The sequence below is a fragment of the Mannheimia sp. E30BD genome, from assembly GCF_041807785.1.
Taxonomy (GTDB): Bacteria; Pseudomonadota; Gammaproteobacteria; order Enterobacterales; family Pasteurellaceae; genus Mannheimia.
The window spans coordinates 26,906-46,822 of sequence record NZ_JBGTYX010000016.1 but is presented as its reverse complement, the minus strand read 5'-3'; the positions used below and the strand labels follow the sequence as shown (position 1 = coordinate 46,822).

Sequence of the window (19,917 nt, the reverse complement as noted above, 5' to 3'; positions counted from 1 at the left end):
TCGGTTTTTGTGATGAAAGTTATCGGCTCTCTAAGCTACACAACGAAGTGCTTTCAAGGGACGAGACGAGATGCCGATAACGGGTTGTGTTGCTTAGTTTAACTCATTTGAGATATACAAGGGACGAGCCCTGTGTCTGCCCGAATATCTACGATGTATTAGGGCGGGCACAAGACTCGCCCCTACGAGAAAACATCGATACCACATTTTTATGGAGTGCAAAATGTCTTCTTTAAAATGGTTCTGGGAGCGTTTTGAGGAGTGTTTTATCGCCATTTTGCTAATGGTAATGACGCTTGTTACCTTCACTTATGTGATGTTTAACAACCTTTATAATGTCTTCTTTGATTTAGCCGAAGCTGTGCCGTTTACCGCGAGTTTTGCTGAGCCGTTAGGCGAATGGATTATGGAAATGGCTCAAGAAATGACTTGGAGCGTGGCTTTAACCAAAGTCTGCTTTGGCTGGCTTATCTTCTTTGGTGCGTCTTATGGGGTGCGTACCGCAGGGCATATCGGAGTCGATGTATTGGTGAAAAAACTCTCACGCAACGCCCAAAAAGTCGTAGGATTGATTGCGATTGCCGCCTGCTTAGCCTATGCCTTCTTAATTGCCTCTGCCAGCTATGAGTGGATTTCAGCGATGTATGTGGCAGATATTGGAGCAGAAGATTTACATCAATTCCACCTCAAACAGTGGCACGTTGGTTTAATTATGCCTGTCGGTTTTGCTTTAATCGGTATCCGTTTTATTGAAATTTTAGTGCGTATTTTACAGGGCAAACAAGTGGGCTTAAGCTTAGCCGATGAAAGTGAAGACGCAATGAAACTCGCACAAGGAGAAGAATAATGATAATTTTAGTGCTATTTAGCTTGTTATTTATCTTAATGTTTCTTGGCGTACCGATTGCGATTTCACTCGGTTTAGCTGGTGCTGTTACTATTATGTTTTTCAGCCAAGATTCTGTCAGCTCTTTAGCCATCAAACTATTTGAAACCTCAGAACACTATACACTCCTTGCAATCCCATTCTTCTTGCTTGCAGGTGCGTTTATGACAACTGGCGGTGTAGCAAAACGCTTAATTGATTTCGCCAATGCAACCGTCGGTCATATTCGTGGTGGTTTAGCTATTGCGGCGGTAATGTCTTGTATGCTATTCGCTGCTCTTTCAGGCTCAAGCCCCGCAACGGTAGCAGCAGTAGGTTCGATTGCCATTGCAGGAATGGTGCGTTCAGGCTATCCGGTCGGTTTTGGTACGGGGATTATCTGTAATGCAGGTACACTTGGTATCTTAATTCCGCCATCGGTAGTAATGGTGGTATATGCCGCTTCAACTGAAACCTCAGTCGGTAAATTATTTATGGCAGGGGTTGTGCCGGGCTTAATGCTTGGCTTGGTATTGATGATTGCTATCTACGTTGTCGCTCGTATTAAAAACTTACCGGCACAGCCTCGTGCAACGGTAAAAGAGTGGTTTACCGCCGCCCGTAAAGCGATTTGGGGCTTATTGCTGATGGTGATTATCTTAGGCGGTATTTACAGCGGCATCTTCACCCCAACCGAAGCTGCAGCGGTAGCAGCGGTTTACTCGTGGTTTGTGGCTGTCTTTATCTATAAAGATGTCAAACTGCGTGATTGCCCGAAAGTCTTGCTGGAATCCGCCAAATTAAGCGTAATGTTGATGTTTATCATTGCCAATGCAATGTTATTCGCCCACGTTCTGACGACCGAACAAATTCCACAGCTCATCACTAATACAGTGGTTGAATGGAATTTACAGCCGTGGACATTCCTATTAGTGGTAAACATCGTGCTATTAATTGCGGGGGCATTTATGGAGCCGTCTGCGATTATCTTAATCCTTGCCCCAATTTTATTCCCGATTGCGGTACAACTCGGCATTGACCCAATCCACTTAGGGATTATTATGGTGGTGAATATGGAAATCGGCTTGATCACCCCACCAATCGGCTTGAACTTATTCGTTGCCTCTGCGGTATCGAAAATGCCACTGTCTGATGTAATTAAAGCCGCAATGCCGTGGCTATTACTGCTATTAGGCTTCTTGGTGTTAATCACCTACATTCCGGCTATCTCGATGGCGTTACCGAATTGGATTGGAATTAATTAATACAAGCGGTTATTTTTTGTAAATTTTTTACAAATCTATGATTACCGCCCAATGCTACTCATCAGCATTGGGCGGTAATTTTATTAAAAATAACCTATTTTGCTAAAAACTTACCAAAATAATTTAACTTTTTGCTACAATTTGGGCTATTTATCGAATTATTAATGAGTAGAGAAGAATATGAGTGTAAGTTCTTTTAATCGCACTTGGGCAAAAGTGATTTTAAGTGCGTTAATGCGTTATGGCGTAAAGCATTTTTGTATCGCACCGGGTTCTCGTTCCACCCCATTAACCCTTGAGGCAGTACAACTTCAGCAAACCCAATATGCAGAATGCCACACCCACTTTGATGAGCGTGGTTTAGGCTTTTATGCGTTAGGCATTGCCAAAGCAACTAATAGCCCTGTTGCGGTGATTGTTACCTCCGGCACAGCGGTTGCTAATCTTTACCCTGCGGTAATTGAGGCAAGCCTTAGCCATCAAAACCTGATTATTCTTTCTGCAGATCGCCCAACAGAATTAATTGGTTGTGGTGCAAACCAAGCCATTACTCAACAAGGCATTTTTGCAAATTATCCTGTTGCGAGCATAAACTTACCAAAAGCAAACGAGGCTTATAATGCAAGCTGGTTAGTTTCAACCATTGAACAGGCTTGCACTACTCAAGCTCAACAAGGAGGCGTGTTGCACATTAATGCCCCTTTTGAAGAGCCGCTTTATGAAGCTGACATTAACGAAATTCTGAATACCCCTTGGTTACGCCCAATTCAAGGTTGGTTGAATAATTCCCAAACCAAATGGATTGACCAACAGGCAATTCAAAGTGAAGTCTCGATGCACGAAAATTGGGATTACTGGCGAACCAAACGTGGTGTTATTGTGGTAGGCAAATTACCGCCAGAGCAAGGCACAGGCTTAAAGAACTGGGCGGAAACAATGGGCTGGTGCTTATTAAGCGATGTGCAATCTTGCATTGAAGCAAGCCTACCGTATGCGGATATTTGGCTCTCTAACGAAACCGTGAAACAACGTTTATTGCAAGCCGATATCATCATTCAATTCGGCACACAAATTGTCAGCAAACGAGTGAATGAGTTCTTAAAAGCCTATCAAGGCGAATTTTGGCTGGTTGATGAGTCGCAAGATTACATTAACCCGAACGCACATCATCAAACTCGTTTTGTTGCTAAAGCACACCACTTCTTGCGTGTTCACCCACCACTTCGCCAAAAGCCGTGGTTGCTTGAACCCTTAGCACTTTCACAATTCTGTGCGACCTTTATTGAGCAGCAAGTGGGTGGAAGTTTAAGTGAGGCATCACTTGCACATAATATTCAAGATATTTTAGCAATTAATGGTAATCTATTCATCGGCAATAGTTTATTTGTGCGTTTAGTTGATGCCTTATGCAAATTGCCTGAAGGCTACCCGGTTTACACTAATCGTGGGGCAAGTGGCATTGATGGCTTAATTGCCACAATGGCAGGCGTTGCGAAAGGCAGCGACAGACCAACCGTCGGGGTAGTAGGCGATATTTCCGCTCTGCACGATTTAAACTCCATCGCCTTATTAACCAAAATTACCCAACCGACTATTTTATTCGTGGTAAATAACAGCGGTGGTGCGTTGTTTGATATGTTGCCTGTTGATAGCAAAGCGAAAGATCAATATTACCGCCTTGCCCACAACTTTGAATTTGCTCAAGTCGCCACAATGTTCGGGCTTGAATATATCCGCCCGTTTACTTGGGCAGATCTAAAAACCAAACTCAAACACGCCTATGCTCGTAAAGGTGTTACCATTGTGGAAATCAAAGTAAATGAACACGACGGCAGCAATATGTATAAATCGTTGCTGAAACAAATTTCACAGGCGGAAATTGCCTAATATTTTGTGATCCGTAGGGGCGGGTCCTGTGCCCGCCCATTATCATATTCGGGCAGACACAGGGTCTGTTCCTACAGCTTTTATTAAAAATATGCTTTCACATCAATGGCACGCAGAACAAGGCACTCCTGTTGTTTTCTTACACGGGCTGCTTGGTTCGCAACAAGACTGGCAAGCCGTTCTGCAACATTTGCAAAATTTCCCCAAAATTCGACCGCTTACTATCGACCTCCCTTTTCACGGACAAAGCGAACACATTACCTGTACCGATTTTGCCGAGCTACGAATGCAGCTTCACACAACTTTAGAAAATATGGTTGGCTCACAGCCTTTCTATTTAGTGGGCTACTCTTTAGGTGGGCGTGCTGCGCTTGATTATGTGCTTAATAGCCATAATCCAAATCTGCTTGGTACAATATTAGAAGGGGCAAACATTGGACTTACCTCAGAAACTGAACGCCAAACTCGCTGGCAAAATGATTGCCAATGGGCAAATCGTTTTCGCCAAGAGCCGATTGAAAAAGTGCTAGAAGATTGGTATCAACAAGCTGTTTTTGCCGATTTAAGTGATATTGAACGCTCTCGCTATATTGATAATAGAAAGCATAATCAAGGCAAGCGAATCGCCCAAATGCTGGAAGCCACTAGCCTTGCCAAGCAACCTAATTATGCAGAACAATTAAGGCAGACAGATAAAAACATCGTCTTTTTCATCGGGGAAAAGGATAAAAAATTCCGCCAAATGGTAGAGCAACATCAATTTCCAATGCAGATTATTGAAAATGAAGGGCATAATGCACATAGAGGGAATGCAGAGGATTTTGTGAGGAAGTTGCTTGCGTTTATAGATGGTAGGGGCGTACTGCGTACGCCCATTACAATATCTATAATATGTTGATTTAGGGCTTGCTCAGCACGCCCCTACAATCGGCTCCCACAAGGAAGAGAGTATTTAAACCAGCTAACTCTCCCCCTGCAACCTCTGCAACAATCTATCCATTGCTCGATAACCTAAGGCTTCGGCTAAATGGATTTGCTTAATGTTCTCCTCACCAGCCAAGTCCGCAATAGTCCGAGAAACCTTTAAAATTCGGTGATAAGCTCGAACCGATAAGCCTAATTTAGTTAAAGCATTTTCTAAAAACAATGCGTCTTGTTCTGATAGCCCGCAATCTCGCTCAATTTCTCGTGTGGTAAGTTGTGCATTAATTTTGCCTGCTCGCTCAAATTGCATTTTTCTGGCCAAAAACACCCGCTTGCGAACTTGCTCGGTGGTTTCACCTCGATTTTCCGAGCCGCTTTGTAATGCCCCTTGCGGTAAAAGTGGCACTTCAATGGAGAGATCAAATCGGTCTAAAAACGGCCCTGACAAACGGTTTAAATACCGCATTACTTGTTGGGGAGAGGTGCGATTGTGCGTACCTTGATAATGCCCCGTCGGGCTTGGATTCATCGCTGCAATTAACTGAAAACGAGCTGGGAATTGCACTTTAGCATTGGCTCTGGAAATAATAATTTCGCCTGCCTCAAGCGGTTGACGGAGTGCATCTAACACCTTTCGCTCAAACTCTGGCAGTTCATCTAAGAAAAGCACACCGTTATGAGCAAGGGAAATTTCCCCTGGTTTTGGGATCGAACCACCGCCCACCAACGCCACCATTGACGCACTATGATGAGGCGAACGAAACGGACGTTGTTTCCAATTCTGGAAGTTTAATTCATTCTGCACAAGACTAGTAACAGAAGCAGTTTCAATCGCTTCTATATCCGACATTTCAGGCAATAAATCCGCCAAACGGCTAGCAAGCATTGTTTTCCCTGTGCCGGGCGGGCCGAGAAAAAGCAAATTATGCTGCCCTGCTGCGGCAATGGTTAAGGCTCGCTTGGCATGCTGTTGCCCAATAATATCGGTTAAGTCTCGGCTTACAAGCGGTCGATTTTCTACCGAATTTTGCAAAACTTGCTGACAAATAGGTAATTTATCTCGCTTATTGAGCATATTCACCACATCAAGCAACGACTGCGCAAAATAGGTGGTAGCATTTGAAACTAACGCCGCCTCATTCGCATTTTGCTGAGCCAATATCATTTGGCGTTTCGATTTTTCGGCTGAAATCACGGCAGGAATTGTGCCGTGTACTCCTCGTAAATGCCCTGTGAGTGCCAGCTCGCCTAAAAACTCAAACTGCTTTAATAAATCCGAATCAATCTGCCCTGAAGCCGCTAGAATGCCGATGGCAATCGGTAAATCAAAACGTCCGCCTTCTTTGGGTAAATCGGCTGGGGCAAGGTTGATCGTAATCCGCTGCGGTGGGTAGATAAAATTGGCATTAATCAATGCACTTCGTACACGATCGCCCGCTTCTTTCACGGTGGCTTCGGGCAAGCCGACAATAGTTAATTTAGGCTGACCGTTGCTGATATGAACTTCAATCGTCACCAATGGCGCTTCAACGCCAATGGAAGCTCGGCTGTAAACTATGGCTAATGTCATTATGTTGGAAAATAAGAAATCAATGACGTGAGGATAAAAGGAAAGCGGAAAAGTAGGTAGGAAAAAGATTCAAATTTTCGAGCCAGATCGCAAAAATAGTTTGTGGGAGGCAAAAACCTCCCACAAAATAGCCTTATTTCACAATTTCAACCGGCCCGTGATCGTCGCAATGATCGCCGTGCTGATTGTGTAAACGACCATTTACAATATAGTCAATATGGTCGCCGTGTGGCACAGCTTCATGTCCGCAGCCCTCGCCGTGAACGTGGTCGCCACAACAATGCACAGCATTGCACTCCGCAGGGTTGGTTTCATTCACTTCTAAAACGTGTTCATCATAGTGATCGCCGTGTTTATGGTGCAGATGCCCGTCGTGTAAATAATCGATATGGTCATTATGTTTGATTGCAGTATGACCACAACCTTCGCCGTGTTCGTGGTCGTGATGTGGGTGGGTTTTACAAGACATAAAATACTCCTTTGAATAAACGAATAAATCGGTTTTATCCTAATCTGAAATGCAATACAATTCAAGGCGTTTCAGGCGTATATCAGCTCATTTAAGAGGAAAGAAAAATGAACACTGAATTGGATATAATTGTGGTTGGTGGCGGTATGATTGGGGCGGCTACTGCGTTAGGATTAGCCAAACAGGGGGTTAGGTTAGCTCTGCTAGAGAAAAATCCGCTCCCGACTTTTGAGGCAAATTCTGCTTACGATTTACGCATTTCCGCCATCAGTATGGGCTCAATTCAGTTGTTGGAAAAATTAGGCGTGTGGGAGCAAATTGCCGCAATGAGAACTTGCCCTTATACCCAACTTGAAACGTGGGAAATTGAGGGCTTCAACACGCTATTTTCAGCTGCTGATTTAGGTTTGGAAAAACTTGGCGATATGGTCGAAAACAACTTAATCCAAATTGCGTTATGGGAGCAGTTAAAGCAATTTCCAAACTGCGTGCAAGCGGTCGGATTTGAGAAAATTTTTGCAAAAAGAGAAGAAAACCAATGGCAAATTCAAGTTGATAACCAAACTTTTTCCGCTCCTATTATCATTGCCGCAGATGGAGCAAACTCTCAAGCCCGCCAATGGGCCAGCATTGGTTTAACGAGCTGGCAATATCGCCAACACTGTTTGCTTGCAACTATCACAACTGAAAAATCCGTTCCAACAGCCACTTGGCAACAATTCTATTCGAGTGGCCCTCGAGCTTTTTTACCGCTTTCAGGCAATAATGGTTGTGTGGTTTGGTATGATTCTCCACAGTGTATCGCAGCCTTAAAATCCCTTTCCAAAGAAAAGCTGACCCAAGAAATTCAGCGTGAATTTCCTGCTCGTTTACACGAATTAGGGAATATTGAAGTGCAAGCCACAGGGGCATTTCCGCTAACTCGCCAGCACGCTCAACATTATGTAAAAAACGGTGTGGTATTAGTGGGTGATGCAGCTCACACCATTAATCCACTCGCAGGGCAAGGGGTGAATTTAGGTTTTAAAGATGTAAAAGCATTGCTAGAGGTGCTGGAACAAGCGGTCAAAAAAGGTGAAAATTTTGCAAGTGAAACAGTGCTAAAACGTTATGAACAAAAACGTAAACCCGACAATTTGCTAATGCAAACAGGTATGGATATCTTCTACAAAGCGTTTAAAACCGAACTTCTGCCGCTAAAAATTGCTCGTAATTTAGGATTAGTTATTGCTGAAAAAGCTACGCCAATTAAAAAGCAGGCGTTGAAATATGCGATTGGTATTTAGTTCAAAAATTTTCTCTTTTTTACAATTCATAGCTAATATGTAATATGTTGTAAATATGTAAAAGATTGCCATTTTTAATTTTAAAATAACGTTATAATTATCTTTTCCATAAGTTTAATGAATTAACTTATGTAAATTCGTTCACTCTATAAATAAGGAACTAAAAACTAATGAATTTCAATTTAAATCAATTATTACAAAATGGCCCGGTTCGAGAATTAATACTTAACCAGGTAGGGAAACAGTTTGGCGTAACAAATGAAACAGGCGATAGTCTTTTAACTAAAGGTTTATCTTTGATCTTGGGAGGTATGAGCCAAAAAGCAAGTAACACTCAAGGTGCAAACGACTTATTTAATCTCATTAGAAATACCAACCTACAAAGTAATCCATTAGATATCGTAATGGGTAAAACCGATATTGCTACTAACAACAATAATTTGAGTAACTTATTTGAGCTAGGTAAAAATATTTTACCTAACTTGTTTGGTGATCGTACAGATGTTGTTGCAAGCCACTTAGCAACCAGCACAAATACTAACCCTACTATATCTAAAGGTATGTTAGGTTTATTATTACCAATCGTTTTTTCTTTCTTTAAAGATAAGATTTCGAGTGGCTTTGGCTTAAACAATTTCACTAATTTATTAGCTGAGCAAACAAGAGCCGTTTCAAATGAATTAGATACTGGAGCGTTAGCAGCATTAGGTTTTGCAAATAAATCATTCAGCGATGTATTAAGCAATGTTGCTAAAGTAGGTACTGTTTCAATAGCAGCTACAGCACATACAGCAACAGCAAAACCGGCCTCTACAACAACGACAGTAAAAACTGAACCAGCTAAATCATCTAGCTTAAGCAAGTGGTTAATCGGTGCAGGTATTATCTTAGCTGCCTTATTCGGTATTAAAAGCTGTTCAGATAAAGGTACTACAACAACTGCGAATGCTCCAGCAGCCCAAACAACCCCGGCAGCTCAAGTTCCGGCAACTGAAACAGTAAAAGTATCTGATGGTTTAGGCAATCTTGCTTGGGAAAAAACAGATAAAGACTTAACTGTATCCGGTACAGTTCAAAATGATGGTATTAAAGCAAGTATCTTAGATGCATTCAAAGGTTTAGCAGCCGGTTTACCATTAGTAGATAAATTAACGGTTGATGCAACAGCAGATAAATTCAGCTTCAACAACTTCTCTGGTTTAGCTGATTTATTCAAAGAATTCCCTGGTGTAAATGGTGCGTTTGCAGATAAAGTATTAAACCTAGTCGGTGAAGTAAATAGCGAAGATGCAAAAACGAGCTTAGTAGAAAAAGCAAAAGCATTATTAGGCAGCTTATTTACGGTAAATGCAGATAAAGTAAACGTAAATGAACCTGAAGCGGAAGTACTTGCCGATATGTCTTTATCAAAATTAGACTTAGACATTATGTTTGCAACAGCATCATCTGAAATTAATCCACGTTATTTCCGTCGTTTAAATGCATTAGCACAATACTTTGTTGAAAACAAACGTACTGGCGAAATTTCGGGTTACACCGATAACGTAGGTGATGCAGCAGCAAACCAACAATTATCAGAACAGCGTGCAAAATCAGTGCGTGATTACTTAATCAAACAAGGCGTTCCTGCTGAATCATTAACTGCGGTAGGTTACGGTCAAGATAATCCGGTTGCAGATAATAGCACTGAAGAAGGTCGTAAGAGAAACCGTCGTATTGAGTTTAACGTACGATAATCTATAACTAACATAAAAAATGAAAGCGAGATAAAACAATTATGTTTATCTCGCTTTTTTCATCAGTAATAGCAAAAAGAGAGGAGGAATAATGATTCCTCCTTTAGCTTAAATCATCCTACATCGCAACAATCACACATTCTGCCACACTACGAGCATTTGATTGTGCTCTTGATGCAGCTGCTCTATCACCAACCGGGCCGACAAAAACACGGTTCCAATCTGCACTGCTTGCAATTCTTGCATTAAATCCTGCCATTGCAAGACGTGCTTGCATATTTTCTGCTTGAGCTTTATTTTTGAATGCCCCACATTGTAAGCCGAATTTACCTGCCTGATTGCCTGCTTTATCTGCCGGTGTTGCAGCACTTGCTACAACTTTAGCAGGCTGCTCTTTTTTAGCTTTTTCTTCTGCTAACTTAGCTTGCTCCGCTTTTTTAGCTTCTTGCTGTTTTTTCAGCTCTGCCTGTTTATGCTTTTCCTCTGCTCTCTTTTGAGCTAAAGCCTGCTCTTCTGCCTTTTTAGCCGCTAACTCTTCATCAGTTAATTGCGGTTCTTGAACTTTCGTAGTATCCGTTTCAGCTGTCGTTGATGTTGGATTTTGCTGAGCTTGCTCAGCTAAACGAGCTTCTTCTTGTTTACGTCTTTCTTCAATTTGTTTCTTTTGTTCCGCCGTTAATTGAGCTAAACGCTCTTGAGATGTTTGGCTGTTATCGGTAATTACGGTACGAGTTTCCAAATCACGGATATAGCTCCAGCTTTCTTCCGGTCTGCTTGGTAATTGACTTTTTGGCTGCTGTTGAGCTGGCTGTACAGTATTAGGTACTGCAGGAGCCGGCGCATTGACTTTTAACAGCCATAAAGCAATGCCGCAACCTAAAATTAACCCAATAATCAGGATCAAAACCTTCTTTAAATTACTCTCTTTTTGTGTTTTTTTACTTTTTTTCTCGTTTGAACGAGCAACATAATCACGTTGTGGCACAATAAACGCCCTCTAAAATTAAAGATAAAATAATTTGCAAATTTTACTGTAAAAATAACCGCTTGCCTATCGCATAAGATCATTTTTCAATTAAAGTTTTGTAAAATTCGATCTGGATCCTAGTTAATCATTTTTGAGATGTGAAAGATAAACATCAAAGCGATGATTTTTGGTAGTCTGTGAAAAATCTGGCTTTTGTTCCGCTAAAAATGGGGCATAATCAGGGCGTTTCACCACCACACGTTTTTTGGCTAATGCTTTTGCAGGCTCAAAGAAATTATCAGAATCCAAATCAGCCCCTACTAAATGCTGGAACACTCTCATCTCTTTTTTGACTAACGCACTTTTTTGTTTATGCGGATACATCGGATCTAAATAAACCACATCAGCACCGTGCAATGTCGGATCAAGCTGCGATATGTTACGAACATCAGCTAAAATCATTCTTTCTTGCATAAATTCGCTAATTTCCAGATCTTGATAAGCCCGATTTAGCCCATCTTCCAACAAAGCCGCCACAATGGGGTTTCGCTCAACCAATAGCACCTTACACCCCACCGCAGCTAATACAAAGGCATCTCGCCCTAAGCCTGCAGTGGCATCAATTACCGTGGGTAAATAGTCGCCTTTAATACCGACTGATTTTGCTACAGCTTCGCCTCTTCCACCACCAAATTTGCGGCGATGTGCCATTGTGCCATCAACAAAATTAACGGCAATCGCCCCTAATTTTGGCTCATCTAATTTGCGTAATTCTAAGCGTTCATCAGTTAATACAAGGGCTAATATGCTCTCCGCATTGTGAACAAGCTGCCATTTGTCGCAAATTTGTTGGAATTTGTCGTTATCTTGCGTTTCGTTAATTAATTGGATCATTTTAATAATTCATCGAAATGAGTAAGCAAACAGGCTTTACCAGCCACATCTTCATCTTGCCAAGCTGACTTTAAAATTTCATCGCTAAATAATTTTTCATATTCATTTGAGATGGGACGATAGCTGATATGCCAAGGCTCAAAACCCACTCGATTGTGAGTACCATCAAATGGGAAGTAAAAACCAAATTGTTCGGCATTAAGCTGTAACCATTTTGTGAGTTCGGCAAAATAACCGCCTGCTAAATATTCCCAAGGCTCAAGTAAAAGTTGGGTATTTTCGGGAAGTAAATCAGGGTCGAAAATATCAATTTCCGTTCCCCAATGATGGCGGCTCGCTCCCGGCACCGCAGACCAACGTAACATTGCTTTGCATTTTTCGACATCAGATAACACAGCCATATCAATCGCAACACCATTATCATCGTGAACTTTACGCTCGCCATTAAACTTCGCATTCCAAATCAGTTTTTGGCGTTCAAAATCACGGAAGGTGCTGACAGGCTGCAGATTAAAACCTGCTTCTTTTGCTGCCTTCTGCAAGGCTAAAAAGGCTTCAACCACTTCAGGCTGAAGACAATGTTTATCAGAAAGAGAATTCGGCAATGCCACTAAATGCTCTCGAGTTTTACCCGTTAATAGATTTGCAAATTTTTCCACAAAAATGACCGCTTGTATAAAATCAATGGGTTAAGATTATAAACTAAATTGATTCAATATGTTTTTTCTTGTGGAAATAAACGCCTTTCTATGTTAAAAAGTGAGCCGAATTTTTACTTTTAATTTAGTCGTTAAGGAACACAACAATGTCTTTACAAGCAATTATTGAAGCAGCATTTGAACGCCGAGCTGAAATCACCCCAAAAACAGTGGACGCTGAAACTAAAGCAGCAGTTGAGCAAGTTATCGCAGGTTTAGATAACGGTTCTCTTCGTGTAGCTGAGAAAAAAGATGGTGAGTGGGTAGTAAACCAATGGGTGAAAAAAGCGGTTCTGCTTTCATTCCGTATCGCTGACAATGAAATCATTGACGGTGCAGAAACTAAATTCTACGACAAAGTGCCAACCAAATACGGCAACTACACCGAAGAGCAGTTCAAAGCAGACGGTATCCGTGCGGTGCCGGGTGCGGTGGTGCGTAAAGGTTCTCACATCGAGAAAAATGTGGTGTTAATGCCATCATTCGTAAACATCGGTGCATACGTTGGCGAAGGCACAATGGTGGACACTTGGGTAACTGTGGGTTCTTGTGCTCAAATCGGTAAAAATGTTCACTTATCAGGTGGCGTAGGTATTGGTGGCGTGTTAGAGCCGTTACAAGCTAACCCAACTATCATCGGTGATAACTGCTTTATCGGTGCACGTTCTGAAATCGTTGAAGGTGTGATTGTTGAAGATAACTGCGTAATCTCAATGGGCGTGTTTATCGGTCAATCAACCAAAATCTATGACCGTGAAACAGGTGAAATCCACTACGGTCGTGTACCTGCTGGTTCTGTAGTTGTTTCAGGTTCTTTACCGTCAAAAGATGGTTCACATAACCTTTACTGTGCGGTAATCGTGAAAAAAGTAGACGAGAAAACGCTAAGCAAAGTGGGCTTAAACGATTTACTTCGTTCTATTGACGAGTAATTGATTGCTCCCCCATTTTGCAAAAATGGGGGATTTTTTTACCGCTTGTAAGGAGAAAAAATGAAAAAAATCCTACTTCTTAATGGCCCAAACCTGAATATGCTTGGTAAACGTGAGCCTGAAATTTATGGTTCTCAAACCTTAGCGGATATTGAAAATCATCTAAAAACCTTAGCCGCATCGCAAGGGATTGAATTAGACTGCTTCCAAGCAAACGGTGAAGAGCCAATTATCAACCGCATTCATCAAGCCTTTCAAAATACGGATTTTATTATTATCAACCCTGCGGCATTTACCCACACAAGTGTTGCCATTCGTGATGCGTTGCTCTCCGTTTCAATTCCTTTTATTGAAATACACCTTTCTAATGTACATAGCCGTGAACCTTTCCGCCATCACTCCTATCTAAGTGATGTAGCAAAAGGCGTTATTTGTGGCTTGGGAATTAAAGGCTATGAATATGCGTTGGATTTTGCCATAACCTCATTAGAGCATTATTAAGAAATGCTCTACACAATTTTATCTATTTATCATTTTAATTATTATATCAAGGTTGTTTACTTTAATGGATAAACTCTCGCTTTTATCACTATCCCTTCTTCATTTAGGACTGTTTTCTTACTTTACGATAATATTTTTTATTAACAGAGAAGTAATGATAAGAAAATTTGTTGAAAAGAGCATTCTTAACGCACCACAAAATAATACATTCATCAAAAGAATGCGAAATTTAGGCTTGCGTTTTGATTTAAAAATTATTGCATTATTTTTAATAGTTCCTTTTTTAATCTCTGCCATTTGCTCATTCTTCTATTCAGCGAAAAGCATTCTTGTTGGCTATTCAGGCTATACTTTTTTGGTGGGCTTTTCTATTATTCTTACCATTATTTGTAACATCTATTATTTTAAAACGTACAATAATTATTATGATGTTTTCATTTTTGGTTTAATCGAAGAGGATACCCAAGCTGTATTAAAAAATATCATTGATGATTATCCTGTTTTAGCAATTATTCTTATTAGTGTTATTCTGAGTTTAATACCTGCTTATTTTATCTATCAATTTGACACCACATTTATAGCATCAAATCACTGGCTAGGCACATTGCTATTTATTACTATTTTAGTTGCTATGTTTTTTGCCATTCGTGGAACAATAAACTCTAAACCTCTAGGAAGAATCCACGCACAAATATCTTCTCTCACTATTCTTAATAAAATGGTGCCAAATGGTATTTTGGCTATTCGCTGGGCATTTCAAGACAGAAAGCGTAATGTGAGCTTTGAAGAGGTGAACAAAGTTGACGGTGAAGAATTACTACAAACTGCACTTGCTCAAAAAACATTATACTCAAAAACAATTAAAAATGAATGGTTAGAAAATCACAAACCAAATGTTGTGCTCGCTATTATGGAGAGCTTTGGTAATAATGGACTCATTACTGATGATCCAAATAAGAATGATTTACTCGGTTCTCTGCGTAACTATATTGATACAGAATTTGTTTTTAAACGATTTCTGTCTGCTTCAAATGGCACAATGAGCACACTCGCATCAATCTATTTCCATAGCCCATACCAAGAAATTACACAATCTATTGTTCAAAATATAGAACTTAAAGAAACACCTTTTTTAGTCTATAAAAAGCAAGGATATAGAACCGTATTTATTTCCGCCGGAAATATGATGTGGCGAAATCTTGCGAACTATTTACCCTTACAAGGTGTTGATGAGTTATACGATCAAAATAATTTAATAGATAAATATCCACAAGCAAAAGAAACTCTTTCTTATTGGGGGGTTGCGGATGAATTTGCATTTAAATTGGCAGAAGAATTATTAGAAACTGCTCGTGAACCATTATTTATTAATATTCTCACAATTACCAATCATCCACCATATAAAGCACCTAAAACCTACATACCGAATATAGTAGATCCATCAGTTTTTGAGAATAAATTTGGTGACAATGAAAATGAAAGACGCAATATTTTGCAAAGTTTCCAATATGCTTGCAATGCTTTGGGCGATTTTATTTCTAACATAAAATCTAGTGATAAAAAAAATAATACTATTATTGCAGCAACTGGAGATCATCATATCAGAGGTATGAAACATCAGTTTCCAAAAGAAATATTTATGGCACATTCTGTTCCTTTTATCTTAAGCGTTCCTGATAGCATTCAAACTCAACTTGATATTGATTATTCACCAATGAAGCTCGGTTCGCATAAAGATATTATGCCAACACTTTATCATTTAAGTCTTTCTGAAGCAGAATACTTACATTGTGGCGGTGAAAATTTATTATCGAAAGTCAGCGAGACATATTTTGCTTTTCATCCGGATGTTTGGGCGAATCGCTCCGGTGTCATTGATTTAACTACACAACCTTTCATTAAATACAGCTGGGATGAAAAACATCATCTGCTTATTAAAGATGAAAAAGAATTATCCGATACAGAATACGATAGAATTTTAGCTTACAAAGCATTCAATAAATGGCAAATTAATTACTTAACGAAAGGTTATAGCCATAACGAAAGAGCTGCTTAGGGAGTAAACTTGAACTGGTACGATGAATGCAAAAATCGTCCATTTTCGCCAAAATTATCAGATTTTATTCGCAAAATTAGCGAAATTCAGGTATTCTACGCACAGAATTTTTAGCTCTGCATTTTTATTTTTATCTATAAATGCAGAGTTCTATTTTTTTAATTAATCACATACGGAATCTTATTATGGATATTCGCAAAATCAAAAAACTTATCGAATTAGTTGAAGAGTCTGGCATTACTGAATTAGAAGTGTCTGAAGAAGAAGGTACAGTACGCATTAGCCGTGCTGCACCAGCCGTTGTTGCCGCTCCTGCGGTTCAATATGCAGCAGCCCCTGTTGCAGCATCTGCTCCTACGGCTGCCGCTCCACAACCTGCCGCACCAGCTGCTTTCCCATCTAATGCAGCAACTGAACAAGTAAGCGGACACGCGGTGCGTTCTCCAATGGTCGGTACGTTCTACCGCAGCCCAAGCCCAGATGCGAAAGCCTTTGTGGAAGTGGGTCAAACCGTGAAAATCGGCGATGCACTCTGTATTGTTGAAGCGATGAAAATGATGAACCGCATTGAATCAGATAAAGCTGGTGTAGTTAAAGAAATTTTAGTTAATGATGGCGAACCAGTAGAGTTCGACCAGAAATTATTCATTATCGAATAATCTAGTTTGCCCTTATGACGAATAGGGGCATCTTTTCAACCAATTCACTTCAAGGGAAGCTCCCAATGTTAGAAAAAGTTGTTATTGCAAACCGTGGCGAAATTGCCCTACGCATTTTACGAGCTTGTAAAGAATTAGGCATTAAAACGGTTGCCGTTCACTCAACCGCAGATCGTGAATTAAAACACGTTTTATTAGCAGATGAGACCATCTGTATTGGTCCTGCACCTTCTGTAAAAAGTTACTTAAATATCCCAATGATTATTGCGGCAGCAGAAGTTACAAATGCAGATGCAATTCACCCCGGTTATGGCTTCTTATCTGAAAATGCCAACTTTGCAGAACAAGTTGAAAAATCGGGTTTTGTGTTTATCGGCCCAACCGCTGACGTAATCCGTTTAATGGGCGATAAAGTATCTGCGATTAATGCGATGAAAAAAGCAGGTGTTCCTTGTGTACCTGGTTCTAATGGCCCTGTGGGTAATGATCCTGTAAAAAACAAAGAAATTGCGAAACGCATTGGCTACCCAGTGATCATCAAAGCCTCTGGCGGCGGTGGCGGTCGTGGTATGCGTGTAGTTCATCACGAAAAAGATTTGGAAGAATCTATCGCAATGACCAAGGCTGAAGCAAAAGCTGCATTCAATAACGATATGGTTTATATGGAAAAATACTTAGAAAACCCACGCCATATTGAAATTCAAGTGCTTGCTGATACACACGGTAATGCGGTTTATTTAGCAGAGCGTGATTGCTCAATGCAACGCCGCCATCAAAAAGTAGTGGAAGAAGCTCCGGCACCGGGCATTACAGAAGAGTTACGTAAATTCATCGGTGAACGTTGTGCAAATGCTTGTCGTGAAATCGGCTATCGTGGTGCAGGTACATTCGAGTTCTTATATGAGAACGGCGAGTTCTATTTCATTGAAATGAATACTCGTTTACAAGTAGAACACCCTGTTACAGAAATGATCACTGGTGTGGACTTAGTAAAAGAGCAACTGCGTGTTGCAGCTGGCTTACCACTTTCTATCAAACAAGAAGATATTAAAGTGAAAGGTCATGCTATTGAGTGCCGTATCAATGCGGAAGATCCACAGACTTTCTTACCATCTCCGGGTAAAATCACACGTTTACATGCGCCGGGTGGTTTAGGTGTTCGTTGGGATTCTCATATTTACTCAGGTTATAGCGTACCGCCACATTATGATTCAATGATTGGCAAACTTATTACTTTTGCAGAAGATCGTGATATTGCTATTCGTCGTATGGAAAATGCGTTATCTGAAACAATTGTTGATGGAATTAAAACGAATATTCCACTGCACACGCAAATTCTTTCTGATACCGAATTCCGTAAAGGTGGCACAAATATCCATTATTTAGAGAAAAAACTCGGTCTTAAATAACTCCTAAAGGCGAACAATGTTCGCCTTTTTCATTATTTCTTACCCAAAATGTGAATGATATCGCTAAATCATAAAAAATTTCGCGTTTTCTGCGATTTCTCAGGTAGAATATTAAACAAACTAAAGCAACACAATCGCAAGGAGCATTTATGAACATTCCATTCTGCTTACCTGAAAATATTAGCCCTGAAACATTTTTGCGTGAATATTGGCAAAAACGACCGCTATTAATTCGTAACGGCTTGCCACAAATTGTTGGGCTATTTGAGCCGGAAGATATTATGGAACTTGCTCTAGAAGAGGAAGTTACTGCCCGCCTTATTGAGTGTAAAAATGAAAAATGGTCGGTAAAAAGAAGCCCACTTGCAGAAGAAGATTTACAAAACTTACCCGAACAATGGTCTGTAATGGTGCAAAACCTTGAGCAATGGTCGCCCGAACTTGGTGAATTATGGCAAGCCTTCGGCTTTATCCCACAATGGCAACGTGATGATATTATGGTCTCTTGCTCGCCTTTAGGTGGTACAGTAGACAGACACTATGACGAATACGATGTTTTCCTCGTTCAAGGCTACGGACAGCGCCGTTGGCAGCTCGGTAAATGGTGTGATCCAAGCACCTCATTTGTGCCGAATCAACCAATTCGTATCTTAGGTGATATGGGTGAGTTAGTTTTAGATGAAGTAATGAACCCCGGCGATGTACTTTATGTGCCATCTCGTATGTCGCATTACGGTATTTCAGAAAGTGAGCAGGGTTTAACCTTCTCCTTTGGCTTACGTTACCCTAATGCAACTGAACTATTGGAAAACTTCTGCAAAACCATTGAGCAGCAATCCGGTATAATCAATACATCTGAATTCCATATTCCATTCCGTCTAGACCCGAATGAGCAGCCAAATGCGTTATTAGATCCGAAAATGGTGAAAACGTTCAAACATCACTTAATCGATCTTTTACAAAATTCTGACCAATTTGATGATATTTTCACGCACAGCGTTGCAACGGCAGTAAGCTCACGCCGCTATGAATTACTTCAAACAGATAACGAATATTACCCTGATGAAGTGCAAGAAGTGCTTGAAGCTGGTGGTTGGCTGCAACAAGATGCGAATGTGAAAATTATTTATACTGAAAACCCTCTGAGGGTTTATGTGAATGGCGAGTGGATTGATGAGCTAAATGAAGCAGAAATGGCGTTACTCATTCGCATCGCAAATGGAGATTCTATTTCGTGGAATAAATTAGCTTCTAAAGTACAAGACCAATCCGAGTTAGAACTCATTTTAGATACGGTATGTGATTGGTTAGATAGTGGTTGGATTACTTTGTCAGAAGAGGAATAATGTTTGTAGGGGCGAATTATTATTCGCTCTGAAACATTTTTTATCTAATCAAAGAGCTAAAAATATTTCGCTACTAATTTTTTAAATAGAGGGATGAAGTGAACATTGAGCAATATCAACAATGGGTTCGAGAATTTTACCAACAACAAAGTTGGTATGAACGCAGCCCTTTTATGCGAGTAACCTATCTAGCCGAAGAAATCGGCGAGGTTGCCTGTGCTGTAAGAGCGATTGAAATTGGGCGTGAACGACCTGATGAAACCGAAAACTCCCAACAACAAAAGAGGGATAATCTTATTGAAGAGCTAGGTGATGTGATGGATAACTTATTTGTACTTGCCGATAAATACGGCATATCAATGGCAGAGGTAATCGAACGCCACCAAGCAAAATTTGAGAAACGTTATTTGCAAAAAAATGTGGGAAAATAATCGCTTGTAAAAAACAAAAGCC

General features: G+C 40.5%; 18 protein-coding genes. 13 read left to right on the top strand and 5 right to left on the bottom strand.

Translation table 11 applies throughout. The features are described 5' to 3' along the window. Positions 1-223: 223 nt before the first annotated feature. The 4 genes from ACERCG_RS09170 (at position 224) to menH (ending at position 4,915) form a co-directional block, all read left to right on the top strand. A complete protein-coding gene (locus ACERCG_RS09170) occupies positions 224-847 on the top strand; it encodes a TRAP transporter small permease (protein ID WP_373611730.1) in 624 nt (207 codons plus the stop codon). Continuing rightward, on the top strand, positions 847-2,130 hold the full coding sequence (dctM, locus tag ACERCG_RS09165; protein WP_006251472.1) for a C4-dicarboxylate TRAP transporter large permease protein DctM: 1,284 nt from the start codon (positions 847-849) through the stop codon (positions 2,128-2,130). Before ACERCG_RS09170 ends, dctM begins: the two co-directional genes overlap by 1 nt. A gap of 180 nt (positions 2,131-2,310) precedes the next feature. Next, positions 2,311-4,017 carry a 2-succinyl-5-enolpyruvyl-6-hydroxy-3-cyclohexene-1-carboxylic-acid synthase gene (gene menD / locus ACERCG_RS09160; protein WP_373611728.1) on the top strand — a complete coding sequence of 569 codons (1,707 nt, stop codon included), beginning with the start codon at positions 2,311-2,313 and terminating at the stop codon, positions 4,015-4,017. 91 nt (positions 4,018-4,108) lie between these two features. Next, positions 4,109-4,915 (top strand): 2-succinyl-6-hydroxy-2,4-cyclohexadiene-1-carboxylate synthase, encoded by an 807-nt coding sequence (gene menH / locus ACERCG_RS09155; RefSeq protein ID WP_373611732.1) that lies wholly within the window; start codon positions 4,109-4,111, stop codon positions 4,913-4,915. Between the two features lie 63 nt (positions 4,916-4,978). Here menH and ACERCG_RS09150 read toward each other — a convergent pair whose 3' ends face one another. Beyond that, positions 4,979-6,511 (bottom strand): YifB family Mg chelatase-like AAA ATPase, encoded by a 1,533-nt coding sequence (locus ACERCG_RS09150; protein WP_373611726.1) that lies wholly within the window; start codon positions 6,509-6,511, stop codon positions 4,979-4,981. 133 nt (positions 6,512-6,644) lie between these two features. Continuing rightward, on the bottom strand, positions 6,645-6,980 hold the full coding sequence (locus ACERCG_RS09145) for a hypothetical protein (RefSeq protein WP_373611724.1): 336 nt from the start codon (positions 6,978-6,980) through the stop codon (positions 6,645-6,647). Between the two features lie 107 nt (positions 6,981-7,087). Between ACERCG_RS09145 and ACERCG_RS09140 the strand changes: the two genes are divergently transcribed. Next, the gene (locus tag ACERCG_RS09140; protein ID WP_373611722.1) at positions 7,088-8,266 is read left to right on the top strand and encodes an FAD-dependent oxidoreductase; all 1,179 of its coding nucleotides are present in this window, start codon (positions 7,088-7,090) and stop codon (positions 8,264-8,266) included. 170 nt (positions 8,267-8,436) lie between these two features. Then, a complete protein-coding gene (locus ACERCG_RS09135; protein WP_373611721.1) occupies positions 8,437-10,002 on the top strand; it encodes an OmpA family protein in 1,566 nt (521 codons plus the stop codon). A 118-nt stretch (positions 10,003-10,120) separates the two neighbouring features. Here ACERCG_RS09135 and ftsN read toward each other — a convergent pair whose 3' ends face one another. The 3 genes from ftsN to ACERCG_RS09120 form a co-directional block, all read right to left on the bottom strand. After that, positions 10,121-10,987, bottom strand: a complete 867-nt coding sequence (gene ftsN / locus ACERCG_RS09130) for a cell division protein FtsN (RefSeq protein WP_373611719.1) — start codon at positions 10,985-10,987, stop codon at positions 10,121-10,123. 123 nt (positions 10,988-11,110) lie between these two features. After that, positions 11,111-11,863 (bottom strand): class I SAM-dependent methyltransferase, encoded by a 753-nt coding sequence (locus ACERCG_RS09125; protein ID WP_373611717.1) that lies wholly within the window; start codon positions 11,861-11,863, stop codon positions 11,111-11,113. After that, entirely contained in the window at positions 11,860-12,522 is a 663-nt protein-coding gene (locus ACERCG_RS09120; protein WP_373611716.1) for a M15 family metallopeptidase, read from the bottom strand. Before ACERCG_RS09120 ends, ACERCG_RS09125 begins: the two co-directional genes overlap by 4 nt. 146 nt (positions 12,523-12,668) lie before the next feature. Between ACERCG_RS09120 and dapD the strand changes: the two genes are divergently transcribed. The 7 genes from dapD (at position 12,669) to ACERCG_RS09085 (ending at position 19,895) form a co-directional block, all read left to right on the top strand. Next, positions 12,669-13,493: a 2,3,4,5-tetrahydropyridine-2,6-dicarboxylate N-succinyltransferase gene (gene dapD, locus ACERCG_RS09115; RefSeq protein ID WP_373611715.1), complete on the top strand. Its 825-nt coding sequence runs from the start codon at positions 12,669-12,671 to the stop codon at positions 13,491-13,493. Positions 13,494-13,553: 60 nt separating this feature from the next. Further along, a complete protein-coding gene (gene aroQ / locus ACERCG_RS09110) occupies positions 13,554-13,994 on the top strand; it encodes a type II 3-dehydroquinate dehydratase (protein ID WP_373611714.1) in 441 nt (146 codons plus the stop codon). A gap of 64 nt (positions 13,995-14,058) precedes the next feature. Next, complete coding sequence (locus tag ACERCG_RS09105; RefSeq protein ID WP_373611713.1) at positions 14,059-16,050, top strand: LTA synthase family protein; 1,992 nt, start codon at positions 14,059-14,061, stop codon at positions 16,048-16,050. A 185-nt stretch (positions 16,051-16,235) separates the two neighbouring features. After that, positions 16,236-16,709: an acetyl-CoA carboxylase biotin carboxyl carrier protein gene (gene accB, locus ACERCG_RS09100; RefSeq protein WP_373611712.1), complete on the top strand. Its 474-nt coding sequence runs from the start codon at positions 16,236-16,238 to the stop codon at positions 16,707-16,709. A 65-nt stretch (positions 16,710-16,774) separates the two neighbouring features. Next, positions 16,775-18,118 carry an acetyl-CoA carboxylase biotin carboxylase subunit gene (gene accC, locus ACERCG_RS09095; protein ID WP_373611711.1) on the top strand — a complete coding sequence of 448 codons (1,344 nt, stop codon included), beginning with the start codon at positions 16,775-16,777 and terminating at the stop codon, positions 18,116-18,118. A gap of 149 nt (positions 18,119-18,267) precedes the next feature. Next, the gene (locus ACERCG_RS09090; RefSeq protein WP_373611710.1) at positions 18,268-19,464 is read left to right on the top strand and encodes a JmjC domain-containing protein; all 1,197 of its coding nucleotides are present in this window, start codon (positions 18,268-18,270) and stop codon (positions 19,462-19,464) included. 98 nt (positions 19,465-19,562) lie between these two features. Next, entirely contained in the window at positions 19,563-19,895 is a 333-nt protein-coding gene (locus tag ACERCG_RS09085) for a MazG nucleotide pyrophosphohydrolase domain-containing protein (protein WP_373611708.1), read from the top strand. Positions 19,896-19,917: the final 22 nt, after the last annotated feature.

What these genes read in the sequence shown, in the direction of transcription:
- accB (WP_373611712.1), top strand. Translation starts at nt 16,236, where the DNA reads ATGGATATTCGCAAAATCAAAAAACTTATCGAATTAGTTGAAGAGTCT.
- ACERCG_RS09150 (WP_373611726.1), bottom strand. Translation starts at nt 6,511, where the DNA reads ATGACATTAGCCATAGTTTACAGCCGAGCTTCCATTGGCGTTGAAGCG.
- dapD (WP_373611715.1), top strand. Translation starts at nt 12,669, where the DNA reads ATGTCTTTACAAGCAATTATTGAAGCAGCATTTGAACGCCGAGCTGAA.
- accC (WP_373611711.1), top strand. Translation starts at nt 16,775, where the DNA reads ATGTTAGAAAAAGTTGTTATTGCAAACCGTGGCGAAATTGCCCTACGC.
- aroQ (WP_373611714.1), top strand. Translation starts at nt 13,554, where the DNA reads ATGAAAAAAATCCTACTTCTTAATGGCCCAAACCTGAATATGCTTGGT.
- ACERCG_RS09145 (WP_373611724.1), bottom strand. Translation starts at nt 6,980, where the DNA reads ATGTCTTGTAAAACCCACCCACATCACGACCACGAACACGGCGAAGGT.
- menD (WP_373611728.1), top strand. Translation starts at nt 2,311, where the DNA reads ATGAGTGTAAGTTCTTTTAATCGCACTTGGGCAAAAGTGATTTTAAGT.
- dctM (WP_006251472.1), top strand. Translation starts at nt 847, where the DNA reads ATGATAATTTTAGTGCTATTTAGCTTGTTATTTATCTTAATGTTTCTT.
- ACERCG_RS09140 (WP_373611722.1), top strand. Translation starts at nt 7,088, where the DNA reads ATGAACACTGAATTGGATATAATTGTGGTTGGTGGCGGTATGATTGGG.
- ACERCG_RS09105 (WP_373611713.1), top strand. Translation starts at nt 14,059, where the DNA reads ATGGATAAACTCTCGCTTTTATCACTATCCCTTCTTCATTTAGGACTG.
- ACERCG_RS09170 (WP_373611730.1), top strand. Translation starts at nt 224, where the DNA reads ATGTCTTCTTTAAAATGGTTCTGGGAGCGTTTTGAGGAGTGTTTTATC.
- ACERCG_RS09125 (WP_373611717.1), bottom strand. Translation starts at nt 11,863, where the DNA reads ATGATCCAATTAATTAACGAAACGCAAGATAACGACAAATTCCAACAA.
- ACERCG_RS09135 (WP_373611721.1), top strand. Translation starts at nt 8,437, where the DNA reads ATGAATTTCAATTTAAATCAATTATTACAAAATGGCCCGGTTCGAGAA.
- menH (WP_373611732.1), top strand. Translation starts at nt 4,109, where the DNA reads ATGCTTTCACATCAATGGCACGCAGAACAAGGCACTCCTGTTGTTTTC.
- ACERCG_RS09090 (WP_373611710.1), top strand. Translation starts at nt 18,268, where the DNA reads ATGAACATTCCATTCTGCTTACCTGAAAATATTAGCCCTGAAACATTT.